Annotated in this window: 23 protein-coding genes; 7 read left to right on the top strand and 16 right to left on the bottom strand. The window is 44.6% G+C overall.

What is annotated here, in order from left to right; genetic code table 11:
• Positions 1-9 precede the first annotated feature (9 nt).
• From P403_RS0114405 to acnA, 11 genes are all read right to left on the bottom strand, one after another.
• The gene (locus P403_RS0114405) at positions 10-285 is read right to left on the bottom strand and encodes a hypothetical protein (protein ID WP_029333371.1); all 276 of its coding nucleotides are present in this window, start codon (positions 283-285) and stop codon (positions 10-12) included.
• Positions 286-1,097: 812 nt separating this feature from the next.
• Positions 1,098-1,730 carry a DUF975 family protein gene (locus P403_RS0114400; protein WP_029333370.1) on the bottom strand — a complete coding sequence of 211 codons (633 nt, stop codon included), beginning with the start codon at positions 1,728-1,730 and terminating at the stop codon, positions 1,098-1,100.
• A gap of 190 nt (positions 1,731-1,920) precedes the next feature.
• Positions 1,921-2,580 carry a copper homeostasis protein CutC gene (locus P403_RS0114395; RefSeq protein ID WP_029333369.1) on the bottom strand — a complete coding sequence of 220 codons (660 nt, stop codon included), beginning with the start codon at positions 2,578-2,580 and terminating at the stop codon, positions 1,921-1,923.
• 24 nt (positions 2,581-2,604) lie between these two features.
• A complete protein-coding gene (locus P403_RS0114390) occupies positions 2,605-3,369 on the bottom strand; it encodes a DeoR/GlpR family DNA-binding transcription regulator (RefSeq protein ID WP_029333368.1) in 765 nt (254 codons plus the stop codon).
• A gap of 205 nt (positions 3,370-3,574) precedes the next feature.
• Positions 3,575-4,186: a glycerol-3-phosphate 1-O-acyltransferase PlsY gene (gene plsY / locus P403_RS0114385; protein ID WP_029333367.1), complete on the bottom strand. Its 612-nt coding sequence runs from the start codon at positions 4,184-4,186 to the stop codon at positions 3,575-3,577.
• A 17-nt stretch (positions 4,187-4,203) separates the two neighbouring features.
• Positions 4,204-5,247 carry a M15 family metallopeptidase gene (locus P403_RS0114380; RefSeq protein WP_029333366.1) on the bottom strand — a complete coding sequence of 348 codons (1,044 nt, stop codon included), beginning with the start codon at positions 5,245-5,247 and terminating at the stop codon, positions 4,204-4,206.
• Between the two features lie 95 nt (positions 5,248-5,342).
• Entirely contained in the window at positions 5,343-5,777 is a 435-nt protein-coding gene (locus P403_RS0114375; protein ID WP_034801290.1) for an acyl-CoA thioesterase, read from the bottom strand.
• Positions 5,778-5,789: 12 nt separating this feature from the next.
• Positions 5,790-8,033 (bottom strand): AAA family ATPase, encoded by a 2,244-nt coding sequence (locus P403_RS0114370; protein ID WP_034801287.1) that lies wholly within the window; start codon positions 8,031-8,033, stop codon positions 5,790-5,792.
• A 76-nt stretch (positions 8,034-8,109) separates the two neighbouring features.
• Positions 8,110-8,817, bottom strand: a complete 708-nt coding sequence (locus P403_RS0114365) for a hypothetical protein (protein ID WP_029333363.1) — start codon at positions 8,815-8,817, stop codon at positions 8,110-8,112.
• A 198-nt stretch (positions 8,818-9,015) separates the two neighbouring features.
• On the bottom strand, positions 9,016-9,480 hold the full coding sequence (locus tag P403_RS0114360) for a DUF3939 domain-containing protein (RefSeq protein ID WP_029333361.1): 465 nt from the start codon (positions 9,478-9,480) through the stop codon (positions 9,016-9,018).
• 65 nt (positions 9,481-9,545) lie between these two features.
• Complete coding sequence (gene acnA, locus P403_RS0114355) at positions 9,546-12,269, bottom strand: aconitate hydratase AcnA (RefSeq protein WP_029333360.1); 2,724 nt, start codon at positions 12,267-12,269, stop codon at positions 9,546-9,548.
• A 255-nt stretch (positions 12,270-12,524) separates the two neighbouring features.
• Here acnA and P403_RS0114350 point away from each other — a divergent pair, with 255 nt between their 5' ends.
• Positions 12,525-13,022: a hypothetical protein gene (locus P403_RS0114350; protein ID WP_029333358.1), complete on the top strand. Its 498-nt coding sequence runs from the start codon at positions 12,525-12,527 to the stop codon at positions 13,020-13,022.
• Positions 13,023-13,105: 83 nt separating this feature from the next.
• Here P403_RS0114350 and P403_RS0114345 read toward each other — a convergent pair whose 3' ends face one another.
• Complete coding sequence (locus P403_RS0114345) at positions 13,106-15,010, bottom strand: UvrD-helicase domain-containing protein (protein WP_338042112.1); 1,905 nt, start codon at positions 15,008-15,010, stop codon at positions 13,106-13,108.
• An 18-nt stretch (positions 15,011-15,028) separates the two neighbouring features.
• On the bottom strand, positions 15,029-17,005 hold the full coding sequence (locus tag P403_RS0114340; RefSeq protein ID WP_029333354.1) for an ATP-dependent nuclease: 1,977 nt from the start codon (positions 17,003-17,005) through the stop codon (positions 15,029-15,031).
• Positions 17,006-17,282: 277 nt separating this feature from the next.
• On the opposite strand from P403_RS0114340, the gene P403_RS0114335 reads away from it, so the two are divergent.
• The 4 genes from P403_RS0114335 (at position 17,283) to P403_RS0114320 (ending at position 20,323) form a co-directional block, all read left to right on the top strand.
• Complete coding sequence (locus P403_RS0114335; protein WP_029333353.1) at positions 17,283-18,020, top strand: alpha/beta hydrolase; 738 nt, start codon at positions 17,283-17,285, stop codon at positions 18,018-18,020.
• Between the two features lie 206 nt (positions 18,021-18,226).
• On the top strand, positions 18,227-18,661 hold the full coding sequence (locus P403_RS0114330) for a MarR family winged helix-turn-helix transcriptional regulator (protein WP_029333352.1): 435 nt from the start codon (positions 18,227-18,229) through the stop codon (positions 18,659-18,661).
• A 57-nt stretch (positions 18,662-18,718) separates the two neighbouring features.
• Complete coding sequence (locus P403_RS0114325; protein ID WP_029333350.1) at positions 18,719-19,702, top strand: ring-cleaving dioxygenase; 984 nt, start codon at positions 18,719-18,721, stop codon at positions 19,700-19,702.
• 15 nt (positions 19,703-19,717) lie between these two features.
• Entirely contained in the window at positions 19,718-20,323 is a 606-nt protein-coding gene (locus P403_RS0114320; protein WP_420805695.1) for an NADPH-dependent FMN reductase, read from the top strand.
• An 843-nt stretch (positions 20,324-21,166) separates the two neighbouring features.
• On the opposite strand, the gene P403_RS0114315 is transcribed toward P403_RS0114320, so the two are convergent.
• Both P403_RS0114315 and P403_RS0114300 read right to left on the bottom strand, forming a co-directional pair.
• Positions 21,167-22,129: a hypothetical protein gene (locus tag P403_RS0114315; RefSeq protein ID WP_029333347.1), complete on the bottom strand. Its 963-nt coding sequence runs from the start codon at positions 22,127-22,129 to the stop codon at positions 21,167-21,169.
• 700 nt (positions 22,130-22,829) lie between these two features.
• Positions 22,830-23,324 (bottom strand): cysteine hydrolase family protein, encoded by a 495-nt coding sequence (locus tag P403_RS0114300; protein WP_029333345.1) that lies wholly within the window; start codon positions 23,322-23,324, stop codon positions 22,830-22,832.
• Between the two features lie 113 nt (positions 23,325-23,437).
• Here P403_RS0114300 and P403_RS0114295 point away from each other — a divergent pair, with 113 nt between their 5' ends.
• Both P403_RS0114295 and P403_RS0114290 read left to right on the top strand, forming a co-directional pair.
• Positions 23,438-23,929: a GNAT family N-acetyltransferase gene (locus P403_RS0114295; protein ID WP_029333343.1), complete on the top strand. Its 492-nt coding sequence runs from the start codon at positions 23,438-23,440 to the stop codon at positions 23,927-23,929.
• Positions 23,930-24,030: 101 nt separating this feature from the next.
• Positions 24,031-24,561: a DM13 domain-containing protein gene (locus P403_RS0114290; protein WP_029333341.1), complete on the top strand. Its 531-nt coding sequence runs from the start codon at positions 24,031-24,033 to the stop codon at positions 24,559-24,561.
• Between the two features lie 92 nt (positions 24,562-24,653).
• Here P403_RS0114290 and P403_RS0114285 read toward each other — a convergent pair whose 3' ends face one another.
• The gene (locus tag P403_RS0114285) at positions 24,654-25,844 is read right to left on the bottom strand and encodes an RNA-splicing ligase RtcB (RefSeq protein ID WP_029333335.1); all 1,191 of its coding nucleotides are present in this window, start codon (positions 25,842-25,844) and stop codon (positions 24,654-24,656) included.
• Between the last annotated feature and the right edge of the window lie 25 nt (positions 25,845-25,869).

The raw sequence follows: 25,869 nt of genomic DNA, 5'->3' as shown, positions 1-25,869 counted from the left end.
CCGCCCGATTCAGTTGGGTGGACCTTTTTTTGAACAATTGATATCGGTTAACGGGAAATCGTATATGGCAACCGTATGTTGCGGCAATCGCTTCTTGCTTCCCGTGCTTTCCACGTAGAAATCATAAAGGGCAAAGTCCGTTTGTTGCGGCAACCGCTTCTTGCTTCCCGTGCTTTTCACGTAGAAATCATAAAGAGCAAAGTCCGTTTGTTGCGGCAACCGCTTCTTGCTTCCCGTGCTTTTCACGTAGAAATCATAAAGAGCAAAGTCCGTTTGTTGCGGCAACCGCTTCTTGCTTCCCGTGCTTTCCTCGGGCGAGCCGCAAGCCGTTGCTCCTTGCTTCTGACGAACAAGGAGCAGGGTCTCGCCTGGCTCTGACAGCGCAAGGTTACCTTGCGCTTTTTCCCGTAGGAGTCACGAAAAGCGAAGCGATTCTGAGCATATTATCTTTGGCTTCTTGAAAATAGAACAATTCAACCGAGCTGTCCGTCTTGAATCGCTCCCTGGCGAATAGCAGTGATTTGTGCCGCTTGGGAGACGAGGCAAGACTGGAACGAGCGACCGGTCGGCTTACAACCTAATCAGAAAAAGTTCATCCTTACACAAATCATTAGCAACACGCTTCTGAGCATACTATTCTTTGGCTTCTTGAAAATAGAACAATTCAACCGAGCCGTCCGTCTTGAATCGCTCCCTAGCGAATAGCAGTGCGTTTGTGACCCTGCAGCGAAGCGAAGCGGCACAAATCACTGCCGCTTGGGAGACGAGGCAAGGGAGGGAGGCGCGAACGGTCGGTTTACTCCGAATTTACCATTACATGACTCACAAACAGCATACCTCTGAGCATATTATCTTTGGCTTCTGAAAACAAAACGATTCAACCGAGCCGTCCGTCTTGAATCGCTCCCTGGCGAATAGCAGTGCATTTGTGACCCTGCAGCGTAGCGAAGCGGCACAAATCACTGCCGCTTGGGAGACGAGACAAGGGAAGGAAGGCGCGAACGGATAAAACACATTTCTTTCAACTATTGTTATCCCTCTTCGTCCAGTCCAACTCAAAAGGTCCTCCGATTTCTCAGAGGACCCATCCGTGCCAATTATTCGACTGCTGTTGGTTGTTCCGCTTTTAATTTCTCATAAAAATGCGCCATCGTCGTATCGAAATACGGCGTCAGGAAGATGACACCGACCGTACTCAACAAGGCGAGAATTCCCCAACCGATGAAGCTGATGTAAAGTTTGATTAAACGGCGTTTCTGTCCACGCATCATCCGTCGGCTCTCCCCTAATACTTGAATAAACGACAGTTCCGGACGATCGACGAGAATGTACGGGACGAGTCGGTACACAAGATAGAAATAGATCGCCGGTAAAATCAAAAATGATCCTGCATAGACGAGCAGTGTGACGACCGTGTACGAAAGAATCGTCCGGACATATGATTTCAACGAAGCGAATCCTTCGAACAACGTTCCGATGCCGGCTTTTTCACCTCGAACGAACCGTAAGTAGGAAATCGTCCGTCCGACCGTGACCGGTGCCAAAATAATCGTGACGACGATGTTCAAGCCCACGAACTTCATCATACTTCCGATGTCTTCTTGATCAAACGACATTCGACTGGCCGCTAAGGCAAAAATCGCAAAATAAACGATTGAAATGCTTAGCCCTACAAACCAGTTGCCTTTTAATGTCGCGAGTGCTGTTTTTTTGTACGCTGAATTTGTCATCATAAACCCCTTCTCACTTCACTTTCCCATTTGATTTTAACGTAGTCCCGCTTGAAAAAATAGGGACGTGCTTCGATTTCAGAGAAAGTTGTGACAAACTACTGAAAGATGGACGGACGACAGCAACAAACAAAAGGAGAGGCCCACCCTCCCACTCAGGGAAGATGCACCTCTCGTTACCGATGCTTTTTTAAAGAAGTGATTTCAAGGCCGATACTCTTGATGCATCGACTTTTCCGTTAACGAGAACCGCTGAACCGACGTGGAGTTCAGTCGCTTTCGTCGTTTCCAACAACTCTTTTGCTGCTTCGACGGTAATGCCGGAGCCCGGTAAAATCGTCAATTCCTCGTGTCGTTCGACGAGTTCCGCGATGACCGCCTGCCCTTCGAGCGCCGTCGGTTTGGCACCTGACGTCAAAATACGGTCGACTTCCGGAAAGTCGGCTAAGACCTCTGCTGCTTCGTGGATATCACGGCTGCTGTCGATGGCCCGGTGGAACGTCAGCGACAGCTCCCCTTTGTGTTTGATGACACGACCGAGGAATCCTTCATCAATCCGTCCATCCGCTGTCAACGAACCGACGACGATGCCGGCAGCCCCTAATTCACGAATCAAGTCGATATCGGTGATGATTGTTTCCTGATCCGCTTCTGAATAGACAAATGACTTACTATGTGGCCGGACAAGGACATGGACCGGGATTTCGACCGCCGACAGCACTTGACGAATCAATCCGTAACTGGGTGTCAGTCCACCTTCCGATAAGGCAGATACGAGCTCGAGTCGATCTGCGCCTGCTTGTTCTGCAGCCGTCGCCTCTTCGACGGTTGCAACGATTACTTCTAACATGTACATCCCTCCCGCATTAGTGTATCACGAGACGACGGTCCAGTTCACCCGTTCGTTAAACAACTTCATCTCCCATGATGGTGGATAGGTCGAAGGACTGAGGACGATTTTAGCCCGTCGGAACTCGGCGACTTTATACTTGCGATTCCCCTCAAACTCGTCACATGCTAAAAAGGCATAGACGTCTTTCGTACAACCGATGACGGCTTTTTGAATCAAGGATGACTCGATGTCGTCACTGACGAAGCCTCGTTCGATTTCTGCGCCGTCAAATGCAAGGAAACAGGCATCAAACGCATAGGAATCAAGTGCTTGCAACACTTCGACACCGACGGTTTGACCATAGGTATCGACAGTTCCGCCAAGTAAGCGGATTTCACCGCTGAACGGTCCATTCTTACGACATTGTTCCAGATGGTTTGCGATCGACAGCGAGTTCGTCACAATCGTCGCCGTTCCCGTTAAGTACGGCAATAAGTGCTCGACGGGTTCCCCTTTTCCTAAAAAAATACAGGAGTATTCACTGAGCCAGCCTTTCGCGTAACGCGCAAGACGACGTGACAATTGATCCGTCCGACGAGAAATCGGCGATTCCGGTTTCCCGCCTTGATAGATCGCCCCCCCATAAACACGTTTGAGTTGGCGGTCCCGCTCGAGTTCCTCCAGGTAGCGACGGACGGTCTCCCCTGAAACATCCAATCGATCAATTAAATCTTTCGTCATGACTTTCCCTTCTTCTTCAAGCCATTTCATGATTTGTCCTTTTCGTTCTTCTCCGAGTAACGACACACGACCTTCCCCCTTCATTAACGAGTACTAGTTCTAGTGTACCGAACGTCTGTAAAGGTCTTGTAAATCCGGTGTAAAAAAACGTGTGCTTCCTATGAATTGTTGTTGAATTCCTCATTTTTTCAGAATTAACACGTCCCTCATACAAAAAAAGTCCATCTTTATTCACGGATGACGTGAATAAAGGTGGACTAAAGTCAGACTGTTATTGCTTTTCTTTATCAAACAACGGAATCTTCGACTCGGTCCCTTGACGGATCCGACCGATGTTATCGCGGTGCTTAAAGATGACGAACAAAGCAAGTACGGTAAAGAACGTCGGAACAATCCAGTCGTGTTGTACGATGCCGATCGACACGGCAGCAACGATTCCGATGCTTGCTGCGACAATCGAGCTGAGCGACACCATTCGACTGAAACGAAGCGTCGTTAAGAACGAGGCAAGCAGGATGATGAATAAGATCGGACTTGTCACAAGTAACATCCCACCTGACGTCGCGACAGCTTTTCCACCTTTGAACTTTGCGAAGATCGGATAGATATGTCCGATGACTGCCGCGAGCCCGGCAAAGAGTGGGTGGAGCTCTGACGCGAGTAAAATCGGAACGAGACTCGCGACCGCCCCCTTACCGAGATCCCCAATCAAGACGATGATCCCAGCTTTTTTACCTAAGACACGAAACGTATTCGTCGTTCCTAAGTTACCGCTCCCGTGCTGGCGGATATCAATCCCGTGTCCCCATTTTCCGACAAGTAACGCAAATGGTATCGATCCAAGCAGATAGCCGAGAATCAAAATCCCAATGATTTCAATCATGGTCAACCTCCAAAGTATTAATGACCGACCTTCATATATTCTTCGAGAGTCTGTCCATTATTTTTGATTTGTGTTGCAGGACCGACACCGACGTAACGAATATGCCATGGCTCATACGTATACCCTGTCCGCGCTTGGAACCCTTTATCATAACGAACGATGAAACCATACTTTGCTGCATTGTTCGCAATCCACTTACCTTCTTTTGTGTTACCGAGTTCAGCTGTCAAGCCGTTTCCGACGCTCGGTGCTGAAATATCGAAGACAAGCCCTGTCTGGTGTTCACTGTGACCAGGACGTGCCGAATATTGATCGGCTGCTGCTTTTCCGTCTCGTGCGACATAGTTATTGTAGAGGACGGTCTGGCGTTGACCCGACCGGAAACCACTGACCGCATTCAACGTCACGCCATCTTTTTTAGCGGCTGCGAACATCTTCTCAATTTGTTTTGCGGCAGGTGCGCGCATGTAACTTTGTTCGAGCACGCCCGAGTAAGAGAAACTGACGTCTGGAACGACGAGATCAGACGGTTTGTAGTCAATTGGCAAACTGTATTTCTTATTGACGACAACGAGTTCACCGAGTCCTAAATCGGCTTTCGTATCCGATTTATCGACGTCCGGTGTCTCTGATTCCGGTTCAGACTTTTTATCTGGCTCAGGATCTTGCGACGATGTTGTTTTACCATCATCCTTTTTATCCTCAGATGCTTTATCTTCAGTTGCTTTATCTTCGGTTGCTTTATCGTCTGCGGCTTTTTTATCAGCAGCGGCTTTATCGTCTGCTGCCTTCTTGTCTGCTGCTGCCTTATCTTCTGCTGCTTTCTCTTCCGCAGCCTTCTTGTCAGCAGCTGCTTTCGCGTCCGCTTCTTTTTTTGCTTCTTCTGCTTCTTTTTCTTTCGCTACTTCTGCGTCTGTCTTCTTATCTTCCTTGGCGACGGTATCATCCGTTTTTTCTTTTGTCGTATCTTCTGTTTTAGTGGCATCTTCTGCGCCTTGATCCCCAGGATTACATCCTGCAAGGAGGAGCGCTAACGTACTGACTGCTACGATTTTCTTCATCGTGTATTCCCCTCTTCCTTCGTGCTATTCTATGTTACCTCTAATTGACACAATAGAAAAGCCCTCCAGCAAGAAATCCTGCTGAGGGCTTAGGCTTAGTTCGAGACGAGTCGTGCATCCTCAGCACTCATCTGTTCATAGATGGCATGCCAGTTCGGAAAGACCTTTGGTAAACGAATCGGTCGGAAATTCTCTTTTTTGACGACGACATGGGTCGTTTTTCCGGCGACGGCAAGTTGACCATCCGCATTTTTGACTTCATATCCGTAAATCGTCCGCAGTCCGTCGTAATGGCTGATCCAGACCGAAACCGTCGCCGTATCGCCATATGTCAATGACCGTTTGTAGTCGAGATTGACGTTCGTGACCGGTGAGACGTAGCCTGCCTCTTCCATTTCCTTATAATCAAGACCAAGCGACTTAATCAGCTCCGTCCGAGCGATTTCAAGATAAACGAGGTAATTCGAATGATAAACAATCCCCATCATGTCCGTTTCCGCATAGCGAACCGGTATTTCAATCGTGTGCATGTAGCTTCCCCCTTAAAAATCCTCTTTTTCAAGATAGGACCATTCTGAACCGCTGACACTCGCTTTGTCAATCAATCGGACGGACTGTTTTGCGATTGCCCGCTCGACGATTGTAATCGCAGCGCGGGCATTGCCGTTCGGTACGACTTGAATCTGTTCTTCTAGCGCAAGACGCGCGTCTTCCGTCAGGACGTACCCGTAGCGTTCCGCATAGTTGACGATGATTTCAATCAACTCGTCTTTTGCGTAGTTCGGGAAGTGAAGTTCGCGCTTAAAGCGTGACTTCAGACCGGGATTGCTTGCAAGCAGTGCCTGCATCGGTTGCTCGTAGCCGGCGAGAACGACGACAAGGTTATCGCTATGTTTCGTCATTTCGTCGACGAGCGTATCGATTGCTTCTTTGCCGAAGTCATTTGCCCCGCCGTTTAACGAATAGGCTTCATCGATGAACAAGACACCACCGAGTGCGTCCCGGATGACGTCGCGCGTCTGTTGCGCCGTCTGTCCGACATAACCGGAGACGAGGTCGGCCCGGCTGACGACTTTCAAGTGTCCGCGTTTCAAATACCCGGCTTGACGTAACACGTCAGCATAAAGGGCGGCGACCGTCGTCTTCCCTGTTCCGCTGTTGCCGCTGAAGACGGCATGCAGTTCGACCGGTAAGACTTGGAAGCCCGCTTCCTGGCGCCGTTGTTGCATCGAGAGCAGTGCCTGGATTTGTTTGAGCTCTGCTTTTAGCTCTGTCAGACCGACGAGTGACGCTAACCTTGCATCAATCGACTCATCTTCCGGTGCCGCGAGTTCGAAGTCCGCTTGTTCGAGCAGGGCAAAGTCTTCGTGACTCGCACTCTCGCCGAGGCTTGCACCCTTCTTAAAGATTGCATCGAGAACGATGTTGCGGACGGCACGCCCGTTTCCGAAACTCGAGTCGACCCGTTCGCGTTCGAGACGGGCAAGTAGCGTCCGCTCCGCTTGATCCGTTAAGACATAATCGTTAGACGTCGCAATCGACCGACCGATTTCAAGCAATTCCTGATCCGTATAGTCGGCGAGCAGGTAATGGTTCGATTCCGGAAAACGGCTCCGGAGTCCCGGATTCGCTTTTAGGAAGTCACGCATCTCTTCCGGATAACCGGCGAGGACAACGGCGAAACGTCCCGCGTATTCCCCGCTCGTCATCGCCGCGACGAGCGTATCGATTGCCGCTTGTCCGTAATCATTCCCACTTTGACCCGACCGTTTCAAGGCATAGGCCTCATCGATGAAGAGGACACCCCCGACCGCCTCGCGGACTTTACTCATGACTTGCTCTTCTGTCTGACCGACGAATGCACCGACGAGCGACGACCGGTCCGTCTCGACGACTTCCGCCCGTTCGAGCAATCCGAGTTCATGATAGATTTTCGCCATCAGACGAGCGAGCGTCGTTTTGCCGGTCCCGGGGTTGCCCATGAAAATCATGTGCAGTGACGGCTGGTCACTCGACCGGTAACCGTCTTCCGTCCGTTTTTGCTGGTACTTCAAGAACCGGTACATTTGATGGACTCGGAGCTTGATGTCTTCGAGGCCGATCATCGCATCGAGTTCCTCGAGTGCCGAGCGTTCGACTTGTTTGATCTCAATCGGGAGCAATGAGACGACACGGCGTAACTCTTCCGTCGCCGTCACCTTCAGCTCCGTCATCTCGCGGAAGGCTTCGCGTGAGTAAAACCGTTCCTGTAAGCTGTTGACGAACTCCGTCGCCGTCTGTTCGAGTCGGGCGCTCGACAGGAGCAGCGCTTTTGCTGCCTCGAACAATTCCGTCCAGCGCGTCGCGTCGATCCGTCGCAGGCGTTCCGTCAATTCGACGACTTGTTCCGTTTCTTGTACGATTTGACTCGCCTGCTGAATCATATCTTTTGTCGCCGAGCGTTTTGCGTTGGCATTATCCGTTTCACGAATCGTCGGGAACGTGTTCGCGACGAGCAGTTGATAACTGCCTTGTAATTGTTGTTCGATCATCAATTGCTCCAAGCGTTCAGGTAAGCGACCGTGTTGTTTGATTTCTTGAATCCAGCTTTCTGCCAGCGCATCAATCCGTCCCGTCATGATGTACCGGTGTTCGACGAGTAGCGCGAGAATCCGGACGAGTGCTTCCGTCTCGTGTATCAGCCGACTACTTTGTGCGTAGCGTAAGGCGCGGACCTCCTCGACTTTTTCACCCTGTTCCCAGGCTTCAATTTGTTTGAACATCTCCTCTTTCGAGAATGCTTCCATCGCTTTAGTCCCTCCTATTTCTCGAAAAAACCGACTTTTGTCGCCACGAGGTGCGACGTTCAAGTCGGTTTTTCGATTACTTCATTTTTAACCAAGCTGGATCAAATTCATCCAACGACTCGATTTTTTTCATTTTGACGGAATAGAATAACTTGCCGTTATTCCGTGACTCCGCCCCTAACACTTTCGAACGGTCGGATGCGACATAATATGTCGCTTCTTCTTGATTGTCTTCTTTATCGAAGAACGATGGATATTGTTTAATCCACTCATCCGGAACCGTGCTGGCCGGTTCTTTTTTGACGTAGACGTCTGCTGCATTACCAGCGATGTCCGCTTCGCCCTCGATTTGACCAAAGTCACCTTTATCGATGAAGTCAAGAATTTGTTCATTGAAGCCACGCGATAAGAATGGACGCGGCGCACTGACACTTTTCGACGCTTCCGTTTCATTGACTAGCTTGCCGTCGGCGTCGTATTCCCGGAACATTTCACCGTCCCAAATCGCCGTCGTGCCTGTCGAAGGTCCTTCGATGACCTCCGTTCGGAAATGACCCTGATCGTCAAATACGACTTCGTACGTCCGTGCTTCCAGCGCATCCTCCTTCGTCGATAATTTCTTTTCGACGTACTGGATGTGTGACATTGTATAGAACGGTTTGACCGGAGTCGCTTCATCATCTTTAGCGGTCTGTGTCGTATTCAGTAGATAAAAATTATAGGCAAGGAGTATCGCCATTGCCACGATTGCTACAGCAATCCATGTACTCGTTCGTTTCGTCATGCCATGTACACCATCCTAATCAGTCTCGATTCATAGTTAATGGTATCGGTTTTACGCCTAGAATACAAAGGGTTTGTCTAAGTTCAACTGATTTCTGAGGAAATACGGCAGACTTTTGAACGATTCCGTTCATGGAACATACAAATCGACAAAAAAAGACGAAATGAATCACGTGCGCGCGATTCATCCCGTCTTCGGTTAATTTTCTTTTGGTTCACGTGCGATGATCATCGATTCGTCGACGAGATAATACGAATGCTGTGGCAATTCGCGTAAAAAGCCTGTCGCAAATAACATCGCACAATCGACTTGAAATGTCTTCGTGTACTTCTTCAATGGTAATTTACCTTCTTTATCAAAATAGCGATCGACGGCGAGCTGGACGTGATCCATCTCATAGACGATGTCCCGGTCTTTTGCTTCCATGATCGCAAATGTTTCCCGCGACATGTAAAAGCTTTGTGTCGACCGGACACCGAGGTGGACAGCCAGGCGGTCTAAATCAATTTTTTGTGCTTCGTCGAGTAAGACCGTCCGGTTCGTCCCTTTCGGTAACGTTAACTCAAATTCGTGGGTCGCCTGTTTGACTTCATCGAGCGTGACATCACGAATCGGTAACGGTTCTTCCTCTTTCGGCTGAAACCACTTTTTGAACCGACTCATCGGCTGGCCTCCCTCCTATAGAAAAAGGCGGGGTTCCCCCCACCTTTTCAATCAACGACAATCCATTATTTTTGCAGACGTTCGCGAAGGACCATCGGCAAGATTCCACCGTGGCGGTAGTAATCGATGTCGACTTCCGAGTCAAAGCGAGCAATCGCTTCGAACTTCGTGACTTTTCCGTCAGCAGCTGTCGCTGTGACTTGGATGATGTCACGCGGACGGACAGATTCGTCAATCGCGATACTGATTGCTTCCTCACCTGTTAAACCAAGTGACTCAGCAGACGTACCTGCGACGTATTGCAGTGGCAAGACACCCATCATGACAAGGTTTGAACGGTGAATCCGCTCGAAGCTCTCGGCGATGACGGCTTTGACGCCGAGCAAGTTCGTTCCTTTTGCAGCCCAGTCACGTGACGAGCCCATACCGTAGTCTTTACCGGCGAGGATGACGAGACCTGTGCCATCTTCTTTATATTTCATCGCAGCATCGTACATCGCCATTGTTTCACCAGTTGGCCAGTACGTCGTGAATCCGCCTTCTGTTCCCGGTGCGACTTGGTTACGGATCCGGATGTTCGCGAACGTTCCGCGCATCATGATTTCGTGGTTACCACGACGTGAACCGTATGAGTTGAAGTCTTTTGGTGCAACGCCTTTATTGACGAGGTATTGACCGGCTGGTGTCGTTTTCGAGAATGATCCGGCTGGTGAAATGTGGTCTGTCGTAACAGAATCCGCAAATTTACCGAACACACGGAGATCATTTAATGCTTCAACATGTCCAGCTTCCTTTGCCAAGTTCTCGAAGAACGGCGGGTTTTGGATGTATGTCGACGCTTCGTCGAAGTCATATTGATCGCCAGTCGGAACGTCGAGGTTGTTCCAACGTTCGTTTCCTGTGAAGACTGAATCATATTCAGCACGGAAGCTTTGTGGTGTGACGACTGTGTTGATGATCGTCTGAATTTCGTCACGGGACGGCCAGATGTCTGCGAAGAAGACTTCTTGTCCATCTTTACCTGTTCCGAGTGAAGCATTCATGATATCAACATCAACTGTTCCCGCGATTGCGTACGCAACGACTAGCGGTGGTGATGCCAAGTAGTTCGCTTTAACGAGCGGGTGAACCCGACCTTCAAAGTTACGGTTACCCGAGAGGACAGACGAGACGAGCAGGTCTGAACCGAGGATTGCATCTTCGACAGCACGGTCGAGTGGACCCGAGTTCCCGATACATGTCGTACAGCCGTAACCGACCGTGTTGAATCCAAGCTCATCGAGGTACGGTTGAAGTCCTGATTTCTCAAGGTAATCCGTTACGACCTTTGATCCCGGAGCAAGTGACGTCTTGACGTATTTCGGAACTGTCAATCCGAGGTCGATTGCTTTTTTCGCAACGAGTCCGGCACCAATCATGACGTATGGGTTTGATGTATTCGTACAGCTTGTGATGGCTGCGATCGCGAGGTCCCCTGTACGCATTTCGACCGCTTCGTCTTCATACTGGACGACTGCGACTTTATCTTTTTCGTCTTCAGAAAGACCGAATCCAGCATTGCCTTGCGGCGCTGTCAACGCTTTTTCGAATGACGTGTGGACGTCTGTCAAGTCAATCCGGTCTTGTGGACGTTTTGGTCCGGCAAGCGCAGGAACGATCGTCGAAAGATCAAGTTCAACTGTTTTCGTGAACGTTGGATCTTCGTTTTGTGGTGTGTAGAACAAGCCGTTTGCTTTCGAGTAGTTTTCAACTTTCTCGATCAACTCTTCTTCACGACCTGTCAAACGGAGATACGTCAACGTTTCTGTATCGACTGGGAAGAATCCACATGTCGCACCGTATTCCGGCGCCATATTGGCGATCGTCGCACGGTCAGATAATGACATCAAGTGAAGCGATGGACCGAAGAACTCAACGAATTTACCGACAACGTTTTGTTGACGGAGCATTTCCGTGATGCGAAGCGCAACGTCTGTTGCTGTTGTTCCCGGGTGCATTTCACCTGTGATGCGGACACCGATGACTTCAGGGACCGGGAAGAATGACGGTTGTCCGAGCATGCCGGCTTCCGCTTCGATTCCACCAACGCCCCATCCGAGGACACCAAGACCGTTGATCATCGTCGTATGTGAGTCTGTTCCGACGAGTGTATCCGGATAGACGTCGACTGTGCCGTCTGCCGTTTCTTTTTCAAGGACGACCGATGCCAAGTACTCGAGGTTGACTTGGTGGACGATTCCTGTTGCCGGTGGAACGGCACGGTAGTTGTCGAAAGCAGTCGTTGCCCAGCGTAATAATTTGTAACGCTCTTCGTTGCGTTCAAACTCTAAATCCATGTTTTCAGCGAGTGCACCAGCGAAACCGTATGCATCGACTTGGACCGAGTGGTCAACGACGAGGTCAACTGGAACTTCCGGGTTGATGACCGATGGATCTCCACCGAGGTCTTGCATCGCTTTACGGAGTGACGCGAGATCGACGACAGTCGGAACACCTGTGAAATCTTGCAAGATGACGCGTGACGGTTTGAACGGGACGTCGATATCGTTCGAAACTTGGGCAGTTCCCCATTTCGCCAAGTTTTCGACGTGTTCTTTCGTGATCGAGCGGCCATCTTGTTGACGAAGAACCGATTCAAGCAGGACACGGATTGAATATGGAAGACGCTTAACTTCCGTTAGTCCAAGTTCTTCTAATTTTTCAAGGCTGTAATAGTTGTAATTTTTACCGTTCGCTTCAAACGAGCGGCGTGCACCAAACACGTCTTGCGTTGGTTGCGTTTGTTTCATGCTGATTCCCCCTTTAAGTGTTGACGACATCAAGCCCCTGATACCGCTTACTTGTACACCTCTATCATAGTATAATATGGGTCTCGTTACAATTTGGAAGAACAAAAGACTTGTGATAAGTTTTCCTTATCGCCTAATTGAGAAGTTATATCAATCATATGCTTAGGCGGAGTTCACGTTTCTAGTTTTCGATACTTCCGTTCCGGGTACTATTAAACTGTAGAACGACATCAGAACTTTCTGGAGGCGGACATTATGGCACAATATAAAAACAAGGATGCAACCCACGTCGTTACGACGATTATTTTCAACGATTTAGAAAAAGCCAAAACCGGCTTTGAGATGATCAAGGATCTTGAAGCGATCAAAGAAATCGAGATGGAACAGATGGTTTTAGCGAAACGTGATGAGACGGACGGGTTTTCGTTCATCGATGCGATCGACTTTACGCAACAGGATCAATCGTTCAAAGGCTCGATGATCGGAATGGCAGTCGGTGTCGTCGGTGGACCATTCGGGATGCTCGTCGGTTCTGTCGCCGGGTACCTGATCGGCGCAAACCGGGACGAAAAAAATGAACGCGATTCGTTTGATTTGTTTAACCGGACACTGAACCAAATCAGTGCCGATCACTACGGTGTCATCATCATCAGCGAGGTAAATGAAGATTCAGAAGCAATCAATGCAATTGCGGCCGAACTCGAAGCGACCGTGCGCCGGACGGGTGAAACGTTTACGGATGAGACGGTTTAATTGAAAAAAGATTGTTGCTTCGTCCCCGTTGTTTCGGGGGCGTTTTTTGATGTAGATAGTTTTATATAGAGACTTATTTATTTTTAAAACCTCTTAATAGGAACTTCAGCATTTTGTAAAATATGATAAACTTCTGAAATATTTCGTAGCGATTGCTTTTTAACGGACAATTTCCTATAATTTAGTACTTCTCTTGTTTTACTAAATGTGAAGATAATACGTTGTTTAGCTCTAGAAAGCGCTACAAAAAAAGCCTTTTTATCCGACTCTGTTTGTGATTCAAAACTCCAAAATGCTCCATCTTCTAGCCCTATAAATAATACAGTATTATATTCCAAGCCTTTACTTTTATGAATAGTCATAATTGGTATACTAAATTCACCATTGAAATCATTTATAGCTTCTATCCAGTTAAAACATTTTTTATAAGCTATTGTCATTTTCTCAATAAAACGTTCTATATTTTTTATTAATAAATCAGACTGTTTATATTTTGGAAATCTTGATTTTAAATCTTCTAAATTTATAAATTCTAAAATCTCTTTACATATCTCTTCAAGTAGATGTTCACAGTTTTCTTCGTCCGCAAGCTCTAACTTTTTCCTAACACCTTGAGCTAACATAGATATCGAATTTTCTAATTTTTTTAAAACAATTTCTTCTTTACGATTTGTTTTTCTTATATCGATAAACCATTCAGTAATTGATAACCATAATTCTGGATTTTTACTTAAAAAAGATAACTCTATAATTGAAACTATTATTGCAATACATTCATCTGCTAATAAATCTTGATATTCTTTTTCAAACCGAGAATTTATACCTAATCTATTCAAAGAATCTACTACCGCTTTACCATAAATGTGCTCTTGTTGCTTAACAATAATACAAAATTCTTTAGGAGTTAATCCATCTTCTATCATCCATTGTTGAATTGAATTTGCAATAATGTCTCCTTCTTTTAAATGATTATCTAATATCCAAACTTCACAAATCCCATCCATTTCTTCCCATAAACCAGCAGAATTCACAGTCAAAGAATTTTCACTGATTGATTTCGAAAAGACATTCTGAATTTTTACCAATTCTGGTGCAGATTTAAAATTATTTATCAATGTAAATTCACTTGAATTGAAGTCATTTTTGAAGACGTTAAAAGCATCGTCAATTGCTCCAGCCCACCCCATGATTCTCTGTTTTTCATCTCCAACTGCTGTAATGGAAACTTTCGAGTCAATAAATAGAGTTTTGATTAAATCATATTGGACATGTGTAGTATCTTGAAATTCATCTAAAAAGACATGTGTATAAGTAGATCTAATAGCTTTTATTAGTTGCGGGTTATTTCTTAGCAAATATTCGACAATAATCGAAATCATAGGGAAGGTTAAGGAACTATTTAAAGAACTAGTTCCTTTGGTTAAAATTGACCACGACTTGTTTATAAGCCATGAGTAAAGATCAGACTCGATTAAGTCTAACGGCAGTCTTTCTTCAATTAGTTTTTTATTTAAGACATCTTCAGAATACTCGTATTGCCAATTTGGATAGTATGGGTTTGATTCCTTCAAATTCCCTTTAATGATTCTATTAATTTCTTTTTCGAATAAAATTAGATCATATTTTTTATTCGGGCGATAATTTTCTGGAACAGCCCATATAAATTGATCTAGTAATCCTTTAGCAAAAGAATCGAAAGTTTTAGACTCAAAACGCATCGCTATATCTTTTCCGTATCTTTTTTTAACTCTCTCTTCAAGATTTTTAGCTGCATCAACCTTAAAACTGATTGCTAGTATTTTTTTTCGCGCCTTACATTCACCTGTTTCAAATAAAAATCCGGCTTTTTGAGCTAGTAATTCAGTTTTTCCTGCTCCAGGACCTGCCATTACTGACACATTTCCTGATTGCTTGACTGCTTTTAATGCAGAGGCTTCTAAAACAATTCGGTCAGAAGGTAACCAGTCTTCGGATTTTATCAGTCTCATCTTCATTCCCTTCTTTCTTCATCGAATTAAACTTTCAATTTTACTAGCTAATCTTAATAATTCAGCAGGAGCCGTTCTTAAAAAACCTTCCGTTCGAAGTGTCATTAGGGCTTCAATGTGCGTACTTGGTTTACCTCTTCCTAAAAACAAAGAATTGTACCAAACCATTAATTCATGTTCTTCTTCATTATAAGTTTCACCAAGCGCGTTTTCACTTTTTAAAGTTGCTATTATTGATTTTTTAATTTTTTCTTCGTAATCTGTACTATCTTTTTCTGGAAGTCGAGGTCCCTGAGGCATTACACCTTTATACTCTGTTTCAAAGGATTTCAACATTGAAAAATCAATATCTAAAGGATAAGAAAAATAGATATTATGCCGTTCTAGTTTTCTTATCCAAAGATCCATACCTACTTTATTAGTAACAGGTCTATTATGAAAACCTTCCAGTTCTTTTAACGAATATGTATAAAATCTTCTATCGGCTCCATTCGATTTAAGTACAGTTCTTAAAGATTTAGTACATCTATCATTTTCATTTAATTGATTTAATACATATTTTATTCTTCCCCAACCACCACCATTTCTTTCTTTATCTAAATCCAATAATGTCAGATGAGGAATAGCTAATTGATTTAATAATTTCCACATATGATTTACATGCCTTCCACCTAATGGAACGATAGAAATACTTGTATCATCAGGATAAATATTAAATGCATTGAGAATTTTCGGCAAAACTATTTCCTCACTATCTCCTTCTCCTAAAATCACCAACTTCGAAAAGTAAAGATCTGGGTATGCTGTAACCGCTTCTTTAATGTATGTGTATGCATCACTTGTCTTATCAGGTAATTTAATATTATTCACCTTAGTACGACCTTCAATAATCTGTAAGTGCCTTATCTGTTCAGGACTTATTCGCTTAATAATTGAAGAATTATGTGATGATAAAACAACTTGAGAATTTGATTTTTGTGATATTTTGTTTAGGTTTGCTACTACTCTTCCCAATAAATGAGGAGAAATATGATTTTCTGGTTCTTCCACAGCTAATATATTTAATAATGGCTTATTATCGCTATCGATATTTTGTTCGATTTCTAATAAAGATGAAACTAACGTAATGTAAAAAAGAGATTTTAAACCATCGCCTAATTCATTAACACTTGTTATAGAACCCTCTTCGTTATGTGAAAATGCGATTTCAATTTTTTTCAACATACTATCTAAATCACTACTATTAAAAATTATTTCAGCATTTTGATATCGTATTTCTCGATGATATTTATTCCATTCTATATTTAGAACCTCTTGTATTGAACTGACGTCCTCAACATCTTTAAATAATTTTATTACTGGTCCTGTTGCTTCTTTAATATCCTCCTTAAACTTCTCTGGCCAAGTAATGCTATTAAATATTCGCCAAAGTAAAGTTCCCGTAGCATTCTTTAGTTGTAGTGCTGGATCTCTCATTGCAGGAACGTACATCATTTGAATCAGATTTCTATGATGTAATGGAATTGGATGAACAGCACTCTCTTCGTCTTCGCCAAAAGGAACTGTTACATAGCATATTTCTTGTTCTATATTTCCTTCTGGATTTTGACCTTGAATCCATTCTCCTGTCAATCTTATTCTTATGTATGGTGCTTTACCTGGAGAATCTATAATTATATGTTTAAGGAAGTCAGGTATTGTATCTACTTCTTCTACCTCTGTATCTATCAGCTCCGGAAAATCTATTTTCACTTCAAGTAATAATTTGATTTCGTTAACACTTTTAGAATCTACAAATGGAGATAAATGAAAATCACTTTTAATTAAGTTTCGTTCTATATTTTTTTGGCCAAAAAGCCTCAATAAAGCTAATATTAAACTAGTCTTTCCAGTACTATTTGATCCTATTAATGCAGTTAATTTATCGAAAGAGACGGTTTGCGATTCTTCTCCAAAAGATCTAAAGTTTTTTAAAGTTAATTCTGAAATGTTCATTATTTTTTCCTCTTTTCTTATAATCCTCAAAAACGCAAAATTTTTAATTAACTTTAGAAAATTTTGCATTTAAAAGATTCTTACGCAATATTAGTGAGGTAATGTTGATTCCCTCTTTGGGACAAATCAAGCTTTAAAAATATATATCCACCTTATCATATTTTTTACAAAATGTAGGTAGTGAAAAAGTAAGAAAATAATAATATTTTACATTTTAAAGATAAATCAGGATTTTTTTATTCATGACAGAAACTACGAAATGAGGACTTACTTTTCTATGCGACTATTACCCCCTAAGCCCTTTTATTACGAAGGCGGCGAACGCGCTGTTCTGCTCTTGCATTCCTTCACCAGCAATCCGAATGATATGAAAAAGCTTGGTCGCTATCTGCAACATAATCAATATTCCTGCTATGCCCCGACACTGAGTGGACATGGCCTGCCCCCAGAAGACCTTTTGTCGTATGGACCATCCGACTGGTGGCAAGATGTTCTCGACGGTTATCAGCTGTTGCAAGACAAAGGATTTAAACAAATAGCAGTCGTCGGTCTCTCCCTGGGTGGTGTTCTTGCTTTAAAAACGGCACAGGAGTTGCAAATCAACGGTGTAGTCACCCTGTCCGTACCGATGGATAAAGAAGCAGCCGTTCTAAAGAAACGAATCGTTTATTATGCCAAGCGCTATAAGCAACTCGAAGGGAAAGAGGACAAACAGATTGCCTCTGAAATGTCTGAACTGGAGCACCTCCCTTTTGAATCGCTGACCGACTTCGAACAACTCATTAACAGGACGCGAGACCATTTAACGTCGATAGTCTCTCCTGTTTGCGTCATGTATGGGGAATTGGATGATCCCTCATACAAGACGAGTGCCGAGAAGATTTTCGAAAGCGTAACTTCGGATCAAAAAACGATTAAAGGATTTGCGCATTCCAAACACTTGATGACACTAGGAAAAGATATGAATGATATCAACCAAGACATTCTTACGTTTTTAAATGAACTGAAATGGTGAAGTATTCCCCCATCCTAAAGGCAACCCGTACGATACGGGCTGCCTCTTTTCATGTTGCTGTATGGATCCATTCCACATCAGGCTTTAGACAAACGAACTGTGTATGCAATCAGAAACCAATCAAAACAATTGACGCCATAAAAAACAGACGGTATATTTATCTTGAATTGAAGATATATGAATTGAAGATAAAAGAGGTGAACGAAATGGAACAGCCGAATCCGAACTTAAAAGCACTGACAGTCATGGTCCGCGCAGTCGATGCGCTTCATGAAGTCATCAAACAGGATGTTGCGAAGTCCGGACTAAATCCGACTGATTTTTCCGTACTCGAGTTGTTGTATCACAAAGGAAGGCAACCGATTCAGCTGATTGGGAAAAAAGTATTGATTACGAGCGGCAGCATCACCTATGTCATCGATAAGCTCGAAAAAAAGAACTACGTCGTCCGCCAAGCCTGTCCGGAGGATCGGCGCGTGACATTTGCGGAACTCACCACAGAAGGTCAAACGTTAATGGATACGATTTTTCCAGAACATGAACAAGCCATTAATCAGGTTTTCCAAGGGATTGACCAGGTGGAAATTGAATTGTTCATTAAGACTGCTAAAAAAATAGGCTACCAAGCCCAAAATAAGTAAATTTTTTTACCTATATATCTCGAATTCGAGATAATAACGATTAAGGGAGCGATTTAGATGAATGAATTAAAAGGAATCCACCACGTCACGGCCATCACGAGCAGTGCCGAGAAAAATTATGAGTTCTTCACAAATGTCTTAGGCATGCGTTTGGTCAAGAAAACTGTTAACCAGGACGATATTCAGACCTATCATTTATTCTTCGCTGACGATAAAGGTTCAGCCGGTACCGATATGACGTTCTTTGACTTCCCTGGCATTCCAAAAGGAACACACGGAACAAATGAAATCTTTAAAACCGCTTTCCGCGTGCCGACGGACGAAGCACTCCACTACTGGATCAAACGATTCGATAAATACGACGTGAAGCATCGCGGCATCAAAGAACAGTTCGGTAAGAAGACTCTTTCGTTCGTCGATTTCGATGACCAGCAGTATATGCTGATTTCAGACGAGCATAACGAAGGCATTGCCTCCGGAACTCCGTGGCAAAACGGTCCTGTTCCATTAGAATTCGCAATTACCGGTTTAGGTCCAATCCACATCCGGATTGCCGAATTTGACCGGTTAAAAGATGTCTTGGAAAAAGCGATGCTGATGCGGGAAATCGACAAAGCCGGATCCCTGCATCTGTTTGAAATGGGCGAAGGCGGCAACGGTGCGCAAGTCATCGTTGAACATAACCTTCTCCTTCCGAGCGGACGCCAAGGATTCGGAACCGTCCATCACGTGGCGTTCCGGGTCGAAGATACAGCCGCTTTAAATGAATGGATCGAACGGATGCACAACTTACAATTCAACACATCGGGCTACGTCGATCGTTTCTTCTTCGAATCCTTGTATGCACGTGTCGCACGCGGCGTTCTGTTCGAATGGGCAACAGACGGTCCCGGTTTCATGGGAGACGAGCCGTATGAAACGGTCGGAGAAAAATTATCATTACCTCCATTCCTCGAACCACAACGTCAACAGATCGAGCAAATGGTCCGCCCGATCGATACCGTCCGCAGCACACGCAAGATCGAAAAAGAATATTTGTAATCCCGAGGGATTATCTTGAATCTATTCAGTAAACTATTTGGTCCAATGGAAACACCACCATTAAAGGAGGAAACGAACATGACACCATTAAACATTGGGATCATCCTGGGATCAACACGTGAAGGCCGTTTGAGTCCACAAGTCGGAAACTGGGTCAAAGAACTGGCGGACAAACGCGGAGATGCCAACTATACAATCATTGACATCGCCGATTACAAATTACCGCTGCTCGGTGAAAAAGACGGCGATGCATCCGGTGCAGCTGCCTGGTCTGAAGCGATTGCCGCTCAGGATGGATTTGTGTTCATCACACAGGAATACAACCATTCGATTGCCGCGTCCTTAAAAAATGCTCTCGATTACCTTCGTGTTGAGTGGAATAACAAAGCAGCCGGTATCGTCTCGTACGGTTCAGTCGGCGGTGCCCGGGCAGCAGAACATTTACGCGGGATTTTAGGCGAATTGTTGATTGCAGACGTCCGCGTCCACCCTGCCCTTTCGCTGTTCACTGACTTTGAGAATGGAGCGGTGTTAAAAGCAGCACCCGTTCAAGCAGATTCCGTCAACCAAATGCTCGATCAAGTCATCCCTTGGGCTGGCGCCTTAAAAACGATTCGTTGATCATTTAATCGCATCTAATGATACTGAAGAATGTTTGAATAGAGACAAAAAATGAGAGAGCTCCTTCATGGCGGAGTTCTCTCATTTTTTATTTATCGTATGGATTGGAATCGTTCAATTCACCACTGCTTGAACTACCTCCATCTATGCTTCGCTAAGAGGTGGAGAATTCCTGAGTTATCCGACCGATTGGTCGGAAGTTTATCAGGCTAACCCCGTCGTCCCGACGGTTGTAAGTCTATCTTGTCCGTTTCTTTTGCGCGGATGCCTACTCTGCTTGGTTTTTGCTACTTCGGTCATCCGCAAGGTGAACGTTGAAGATTTTACGTGACAGACGAACTTCCTGTCACAACCCCATATCTTCAGTTTTCAAAGAACGCGACAGTTAATTTTTTCCTGTTTTTCATTGTTTTTAAACCAGCATTGTCGAACAATCGACGTGTTGCAAGACACGCCTTGTCCGAAGGCGATTTATCTCCTACTTCGCCCTAGACGTTTAGAAGTGGGAGTCTTCTCGCCTGATTTTGATAAGCACTTTGAACAATAGAGTGGCAAATCGTGAGATTAAAGCTGCTGTTAATTTTGAAATGATTCAATCCAGTATGACGACCTCGTCAGCATCCTAGTAACAATCATCGATTCGGCTAAAGATATCATTTACTTTTCGAATATATGCCATTTCAGAGACTAGAACATTTTTTATCGCCAAGTCATAGTCGCTCTTAATAAACTATTTTGTTCATACCTATTGATGTGTTTCCTTATGATAAGCAAAAAGAGCGGTGACCATCACAGCATCCGTGAAAAAAGACAGCCGGATGGATGTCTTAGGTTTAATCTTATTCATTTCAATTTCTTCAAGTCTTCTTCCGTGATACCTTCGACTGTCATCGCTGTTTTGATAGTAATCATGTCCAGTTCACGTTTCGACTCCGCTTGCCCTTGCTTGGTTCGACTTTTAATGGCTAAAAGTACGTCATTCGCCTTTGCTTTTACTTCTGGTTCCGTATCGGTGTCTCCAACCAACTTTAAGAGTTCTACCTCAGCGATTGGAATCCGCTTCTCCGGGGAAATCATTTTGTTGAGTTTTCGTTGCATCAGTTCCCGTTTTTTCTCTTCTATATAAGCGGGAGACTTTTTCATTCCTACTGCATAGAGCAAACTATCAAACAATCCGATAAGTTCCTCGTTCAATGCGTTTAGTAAGTCAACCTCTTCGTCAATTTCGACGTTCAAAAAAGCACTCGAATCTGAAACTTCTTTTTCCGCTCGCTGTTGTTGTACAAGCAAATCACTTGCTCGCAGTATGTCAGCGATGTATCTTTCATCTAAAATCTTCTGCTCATCCAAAGTCGATTTGAATAAAAAACGATAATTATCTTCAAAAGATACATTACCATGCTTTTTCACGATGGATTGCCACTGACTAACTTGCTTGAATGAGATAAGCGATGAAGCATCCAAGTGCCAGGGCTTCCTTTTGAAGAAATAATACACTTGCAGGAATGATGCGAAAAAGAATGGGATGGGAACAGGTAAGTGAAAAAAGAGCTGTATCCACCAAAACTCAAAGAATGTCAATTCATCCCCAACAAACAATCCTAAAAACATGAAATAACTTAATGTGATATGTATCGTCATTGAAACGAATGGACTAATAGATGCTTCATTCAATGAAGACAATACTACAGGGAAACTTTTTCCATGCTCCTTCTTGAATACTTTCATTTTCCATACCCGACGTGAAGCTTGGTACACATGAATCCCTGTCAAAGCTATACTCGTCAAAATTGCGACGATTAACACGTTACATCTCTCCTTTTAAATAAATGGTGTAGTTCACATGCCAATATTTCTTACTTCTCTATAATAAGCAGTTTTCACTTCAATTATAAGCTCAAAATGATGACAGATGATGGATAATTCCTGATTTATCTTGACGATGGTCAAACCATGAGAAATAGACGAAACATTGTTTCGTTCCCTACACTAGAGACAGCAAATACCTTACATGGGTCTATCAGTTATATCCGCTATTTGCTTGACGTAAGATAGTAAAAAAATCAAACAAGCTTTCGTACTTTTTCGATAAAATTGCAAAAAAGGACCTCCTGTGCTGGAAACAAAAGAGGTCCTGGATCAAACAAAGAAGCACCTTTGTTCACGCGACTAACCAGAATAATCGGTTCTCCCGAGCGGTCAAACAGATGTTTAGCTTTTGCCATACATGACTTCCGCAACACTGGTCATCGAGGCATTCAATTTCAGCTTTTTAAAACGCTTATTGCTTCACACTGATAAAAAAGTCCATGAACGTAACGAGTAACCCAACAAATGATACTGTCATTCCAAATTTAATACCCAAAAAGTCATTTAATCCCATTGGACTAAAGCCGATCATCAGAGCGATTCCAAATAAAATAATACTGATTCCCATCAAAATTAATTTCACGTTACTCCATTCCTCTCAAGCTGATTCATAATGCTTTCTGTTCAAAAGTATTGGTTAATTACGAATTAAATTATTGAATTGAACAATGTCACTCCCCTTTTTCGCATAGTATTCAATCATTTCCGGCAGTTTCTTTTTATCGTAACTTGTGATCCCGTCCGTAATCACCGTCACGTCGTAATCCAGTTTACGTAAGTTAAAGCACGTTGATTTGACACAAGCCGTCGCGTCTCCACCGGTCAGATAAAAGTCGGTGATCTCATGCTGCCCAATGAATGCTGCGAAGGCTTCACTCGTTAAGGCGTTCCCCTTATATTTTGTGAATACATGATCTGAAACGATATTCAAATCAGGTGCCAACTCGGCACCACGTGTCCCGGTCTTAAACGTTCTTGTCCCGGCCGATAAATTCTCGTGCCGGATGTAGACCACATGCATGTCCTGTTCAACCGCCCAATCGATTGACTGATTGATCGTACCGATGACTTCTTTGTAGTTTTTTGTCATGTCATTTTGAATATCAATGACGACTAAGGCTTTCTTTTTCATGTAAATTCCTCCTGATTAATGAACGGATTTTTAGTCTTGATGATGTTATGCTTCCGATTCGGATCGGATAACGTACACTTGAGGTAAGAAGCAAATTCAAGGAGGCATGCCCCGTGAAAGAAAAATACTATTTTGATGTCTTTCCTGAACTAATGAGCGAACGGCTGTTACTAAGAGAAATTCGCTTCAGTGAAGCGAACCAGATGATTGAGATTACGGCATATGATGGTCAACAGGCAAAAAACAGCCTTGACGTAGTCAACATCTTGAGTCAGATTGCCCGCGATTACTTTAATGGGGACGGAATCACGTGGGGACTGTACTTAAAGTCGACCGGCGAATTCATCGGGAACTGCTGTTTTTGCCGCGGCTACAAAAACAACATTGCTGAGATCGGCTATGTCCTGAAACCGGACTTCCGCGGCCACGGTTATATGACGGAAGCCGTCAAGACCGTTACCGAGTTTGGACTGCGGGATATGAAGGTCACGCAAGTCTGCGCGTATACAGAACATGAAAATCGTGCCTCCCAATCCGTACTTGTAAAAGCAGGCTTTCTCCGCAGTGCTGATGAGGGGGAGACTTACAAATATCTAAGTAACTAGCGTCTTCGGATGAACGGATATCTTCCACATATGATAAAATTTAACCAAGACGCAGATGTCCGAACGCTGCACTGAAAAACCTCTGAAGTGGAGTGATGCATATGAAAACGATTACAAAAATACTCCTTGGTGTCGTCATCGTCGGTATCCTAGCAATCAGTTGGTGGTTAGTCTCACCGCTTCTTTTTGATAAAGCCGTTGACGAAGGACTTCCCCCGACTTCCTCTGACGTCAAAACGGAAGAACAGGAACCAGACACTGAAGATGAAACGGAAGCCACGACACCTGGCACGCAGGAGGAAGAGCTTACGTTCTCCGGTAAATTCGTCGATGGAGAAAAAAACTATCAAACCTCAGGAACACTCAAAACGATTCAAGCAGATGACGGTCAGTATCTCCGGTTTGAGGATTTCAAGACGACGAACGGTACAGATTTATTCGTTTATCTTATTCAACCGGGTATGGAGCCAAAAGAAGGCATCAACTTAGGGGCTTTAAAAGGCAATACCGGCAATCAAAATTATGCCGTCCCTCAAGATGTCGATTTCACGAAGTACAATACCGTCGTGATTTGGTGCCGTGCCTTCAACGCCGATTTTGGTACAGCAGTAGTGAAGACTAACAACGGGTAAATATTATGTAACCGATCCCCCCGCTACTGATTCATTTCCAATCAGATGGTCGGGGGTTTTTGTCTGGCTCAAAGTCACAGACGCCTGCCGGCTCACTTCGCTTTAAAGTTATAAAGCGGCTTGATGACTTTTAATAACTCGACCGTGTCCTCTGTGTTCCGGATGATTTCCTCCATCAGTTTATAGACGAATGGTGACTCATCACGCGTCGATTCGACGACGGAGCTCGACCAGACGTCCTGCATCGTCGCTTCAAATTCTTTGAGGTCAACGGATTTAAAGGCTTTCGAACGGGACATGATCCGTCCTGCCCCATGTAGTGCCGAATAGTTCCAGTCCGGATTGCCTTTTCCTTTGACAATCAGTGAACCGTCGCGCATGTTCATCGGAATGATGGCGACTTCACCAGCTTGCGCCGAAATCGCACCTTTGCGGAGAATCATCTGTTCGAGATCGATGTAGTTATGGATCGTATCGAACTGTTCCATGACCGACCAGCCCATCGCTTCAACAATGACGTCGGTCATCGCTTGACGGTTCAGTGCTGCATACGTTTGAGCGATTTTTAAGTCATGCAGGTAGTTGTCCATATCGGAACCGGACACGTACGCCAAATCTTTATTCGTTTCATTGAACTGACTCTTCAACTCGACCAGAGTCGATTGGATGTCCTGCTCCCGTCCCTGTTCTTTCAGCGATGCGACGACCGACGCCGTATCGACGGTGAATTGTGAGCTTTCCGCCAACTTTTGATAATGTTCGGCAATCGTTTTTCCGAGGTTCCGGCTGCCGGAATGAATCACGAGGTAGAGATTGTCTTCCTCGTCTGTATTCAATTCGATGAAATGATTGCCGCCGCCTAACGTACCAATCGACAATCGGGCCCGTGTTTCGTTGAACGGTGCCAACACCTGCTCAAACGGAATCTGTTCCGACAAGCGGTGCGGCTGATTGCGGACGGACATGCCGCTCGGAACCAGTGCCTGAATCGCAGCATCCAACTTCTCATAATCGACACCAGCTGTTCCTTCACGGTTGATTTGTGTACATAACATCCCGCAGCCAATGTCGACACCAACGAGATTCGGAACCACTTTATCGTGAATCCGCATCGTCGTTCCGATGACCGAGCCCTTGCCAGCGTGACAATCGGGCATGATTCGGACATTGCCGTCGACAGCAATCTTTTCATTCAGCATCCCTGTCACTTGCTCAATCGTCATGTCATCGACATTGTGGGTAAAAATCTTCGCTTCGCCGTACTTTCCGCGAATCGTCTTCATTTCATCCTCCCCCTTACCTTCCTGT

Origin of the sequence: Exiguobacterium oxidotolerans JCM 12280 (assembly GCF_000702625.1) — a bacterium.
In the GTDB taxonomy this organism is placed as follows: Bacteria; Bacillota; Bacilli; order Exiguobacteriales; family Exiguobacteriaceae; genus Exiguobacterium_A; species Exiguobacterium_A oxidotolerans.
This window is presented reverse-complemented; position numbering and strand designations above follow the sequence as displayed.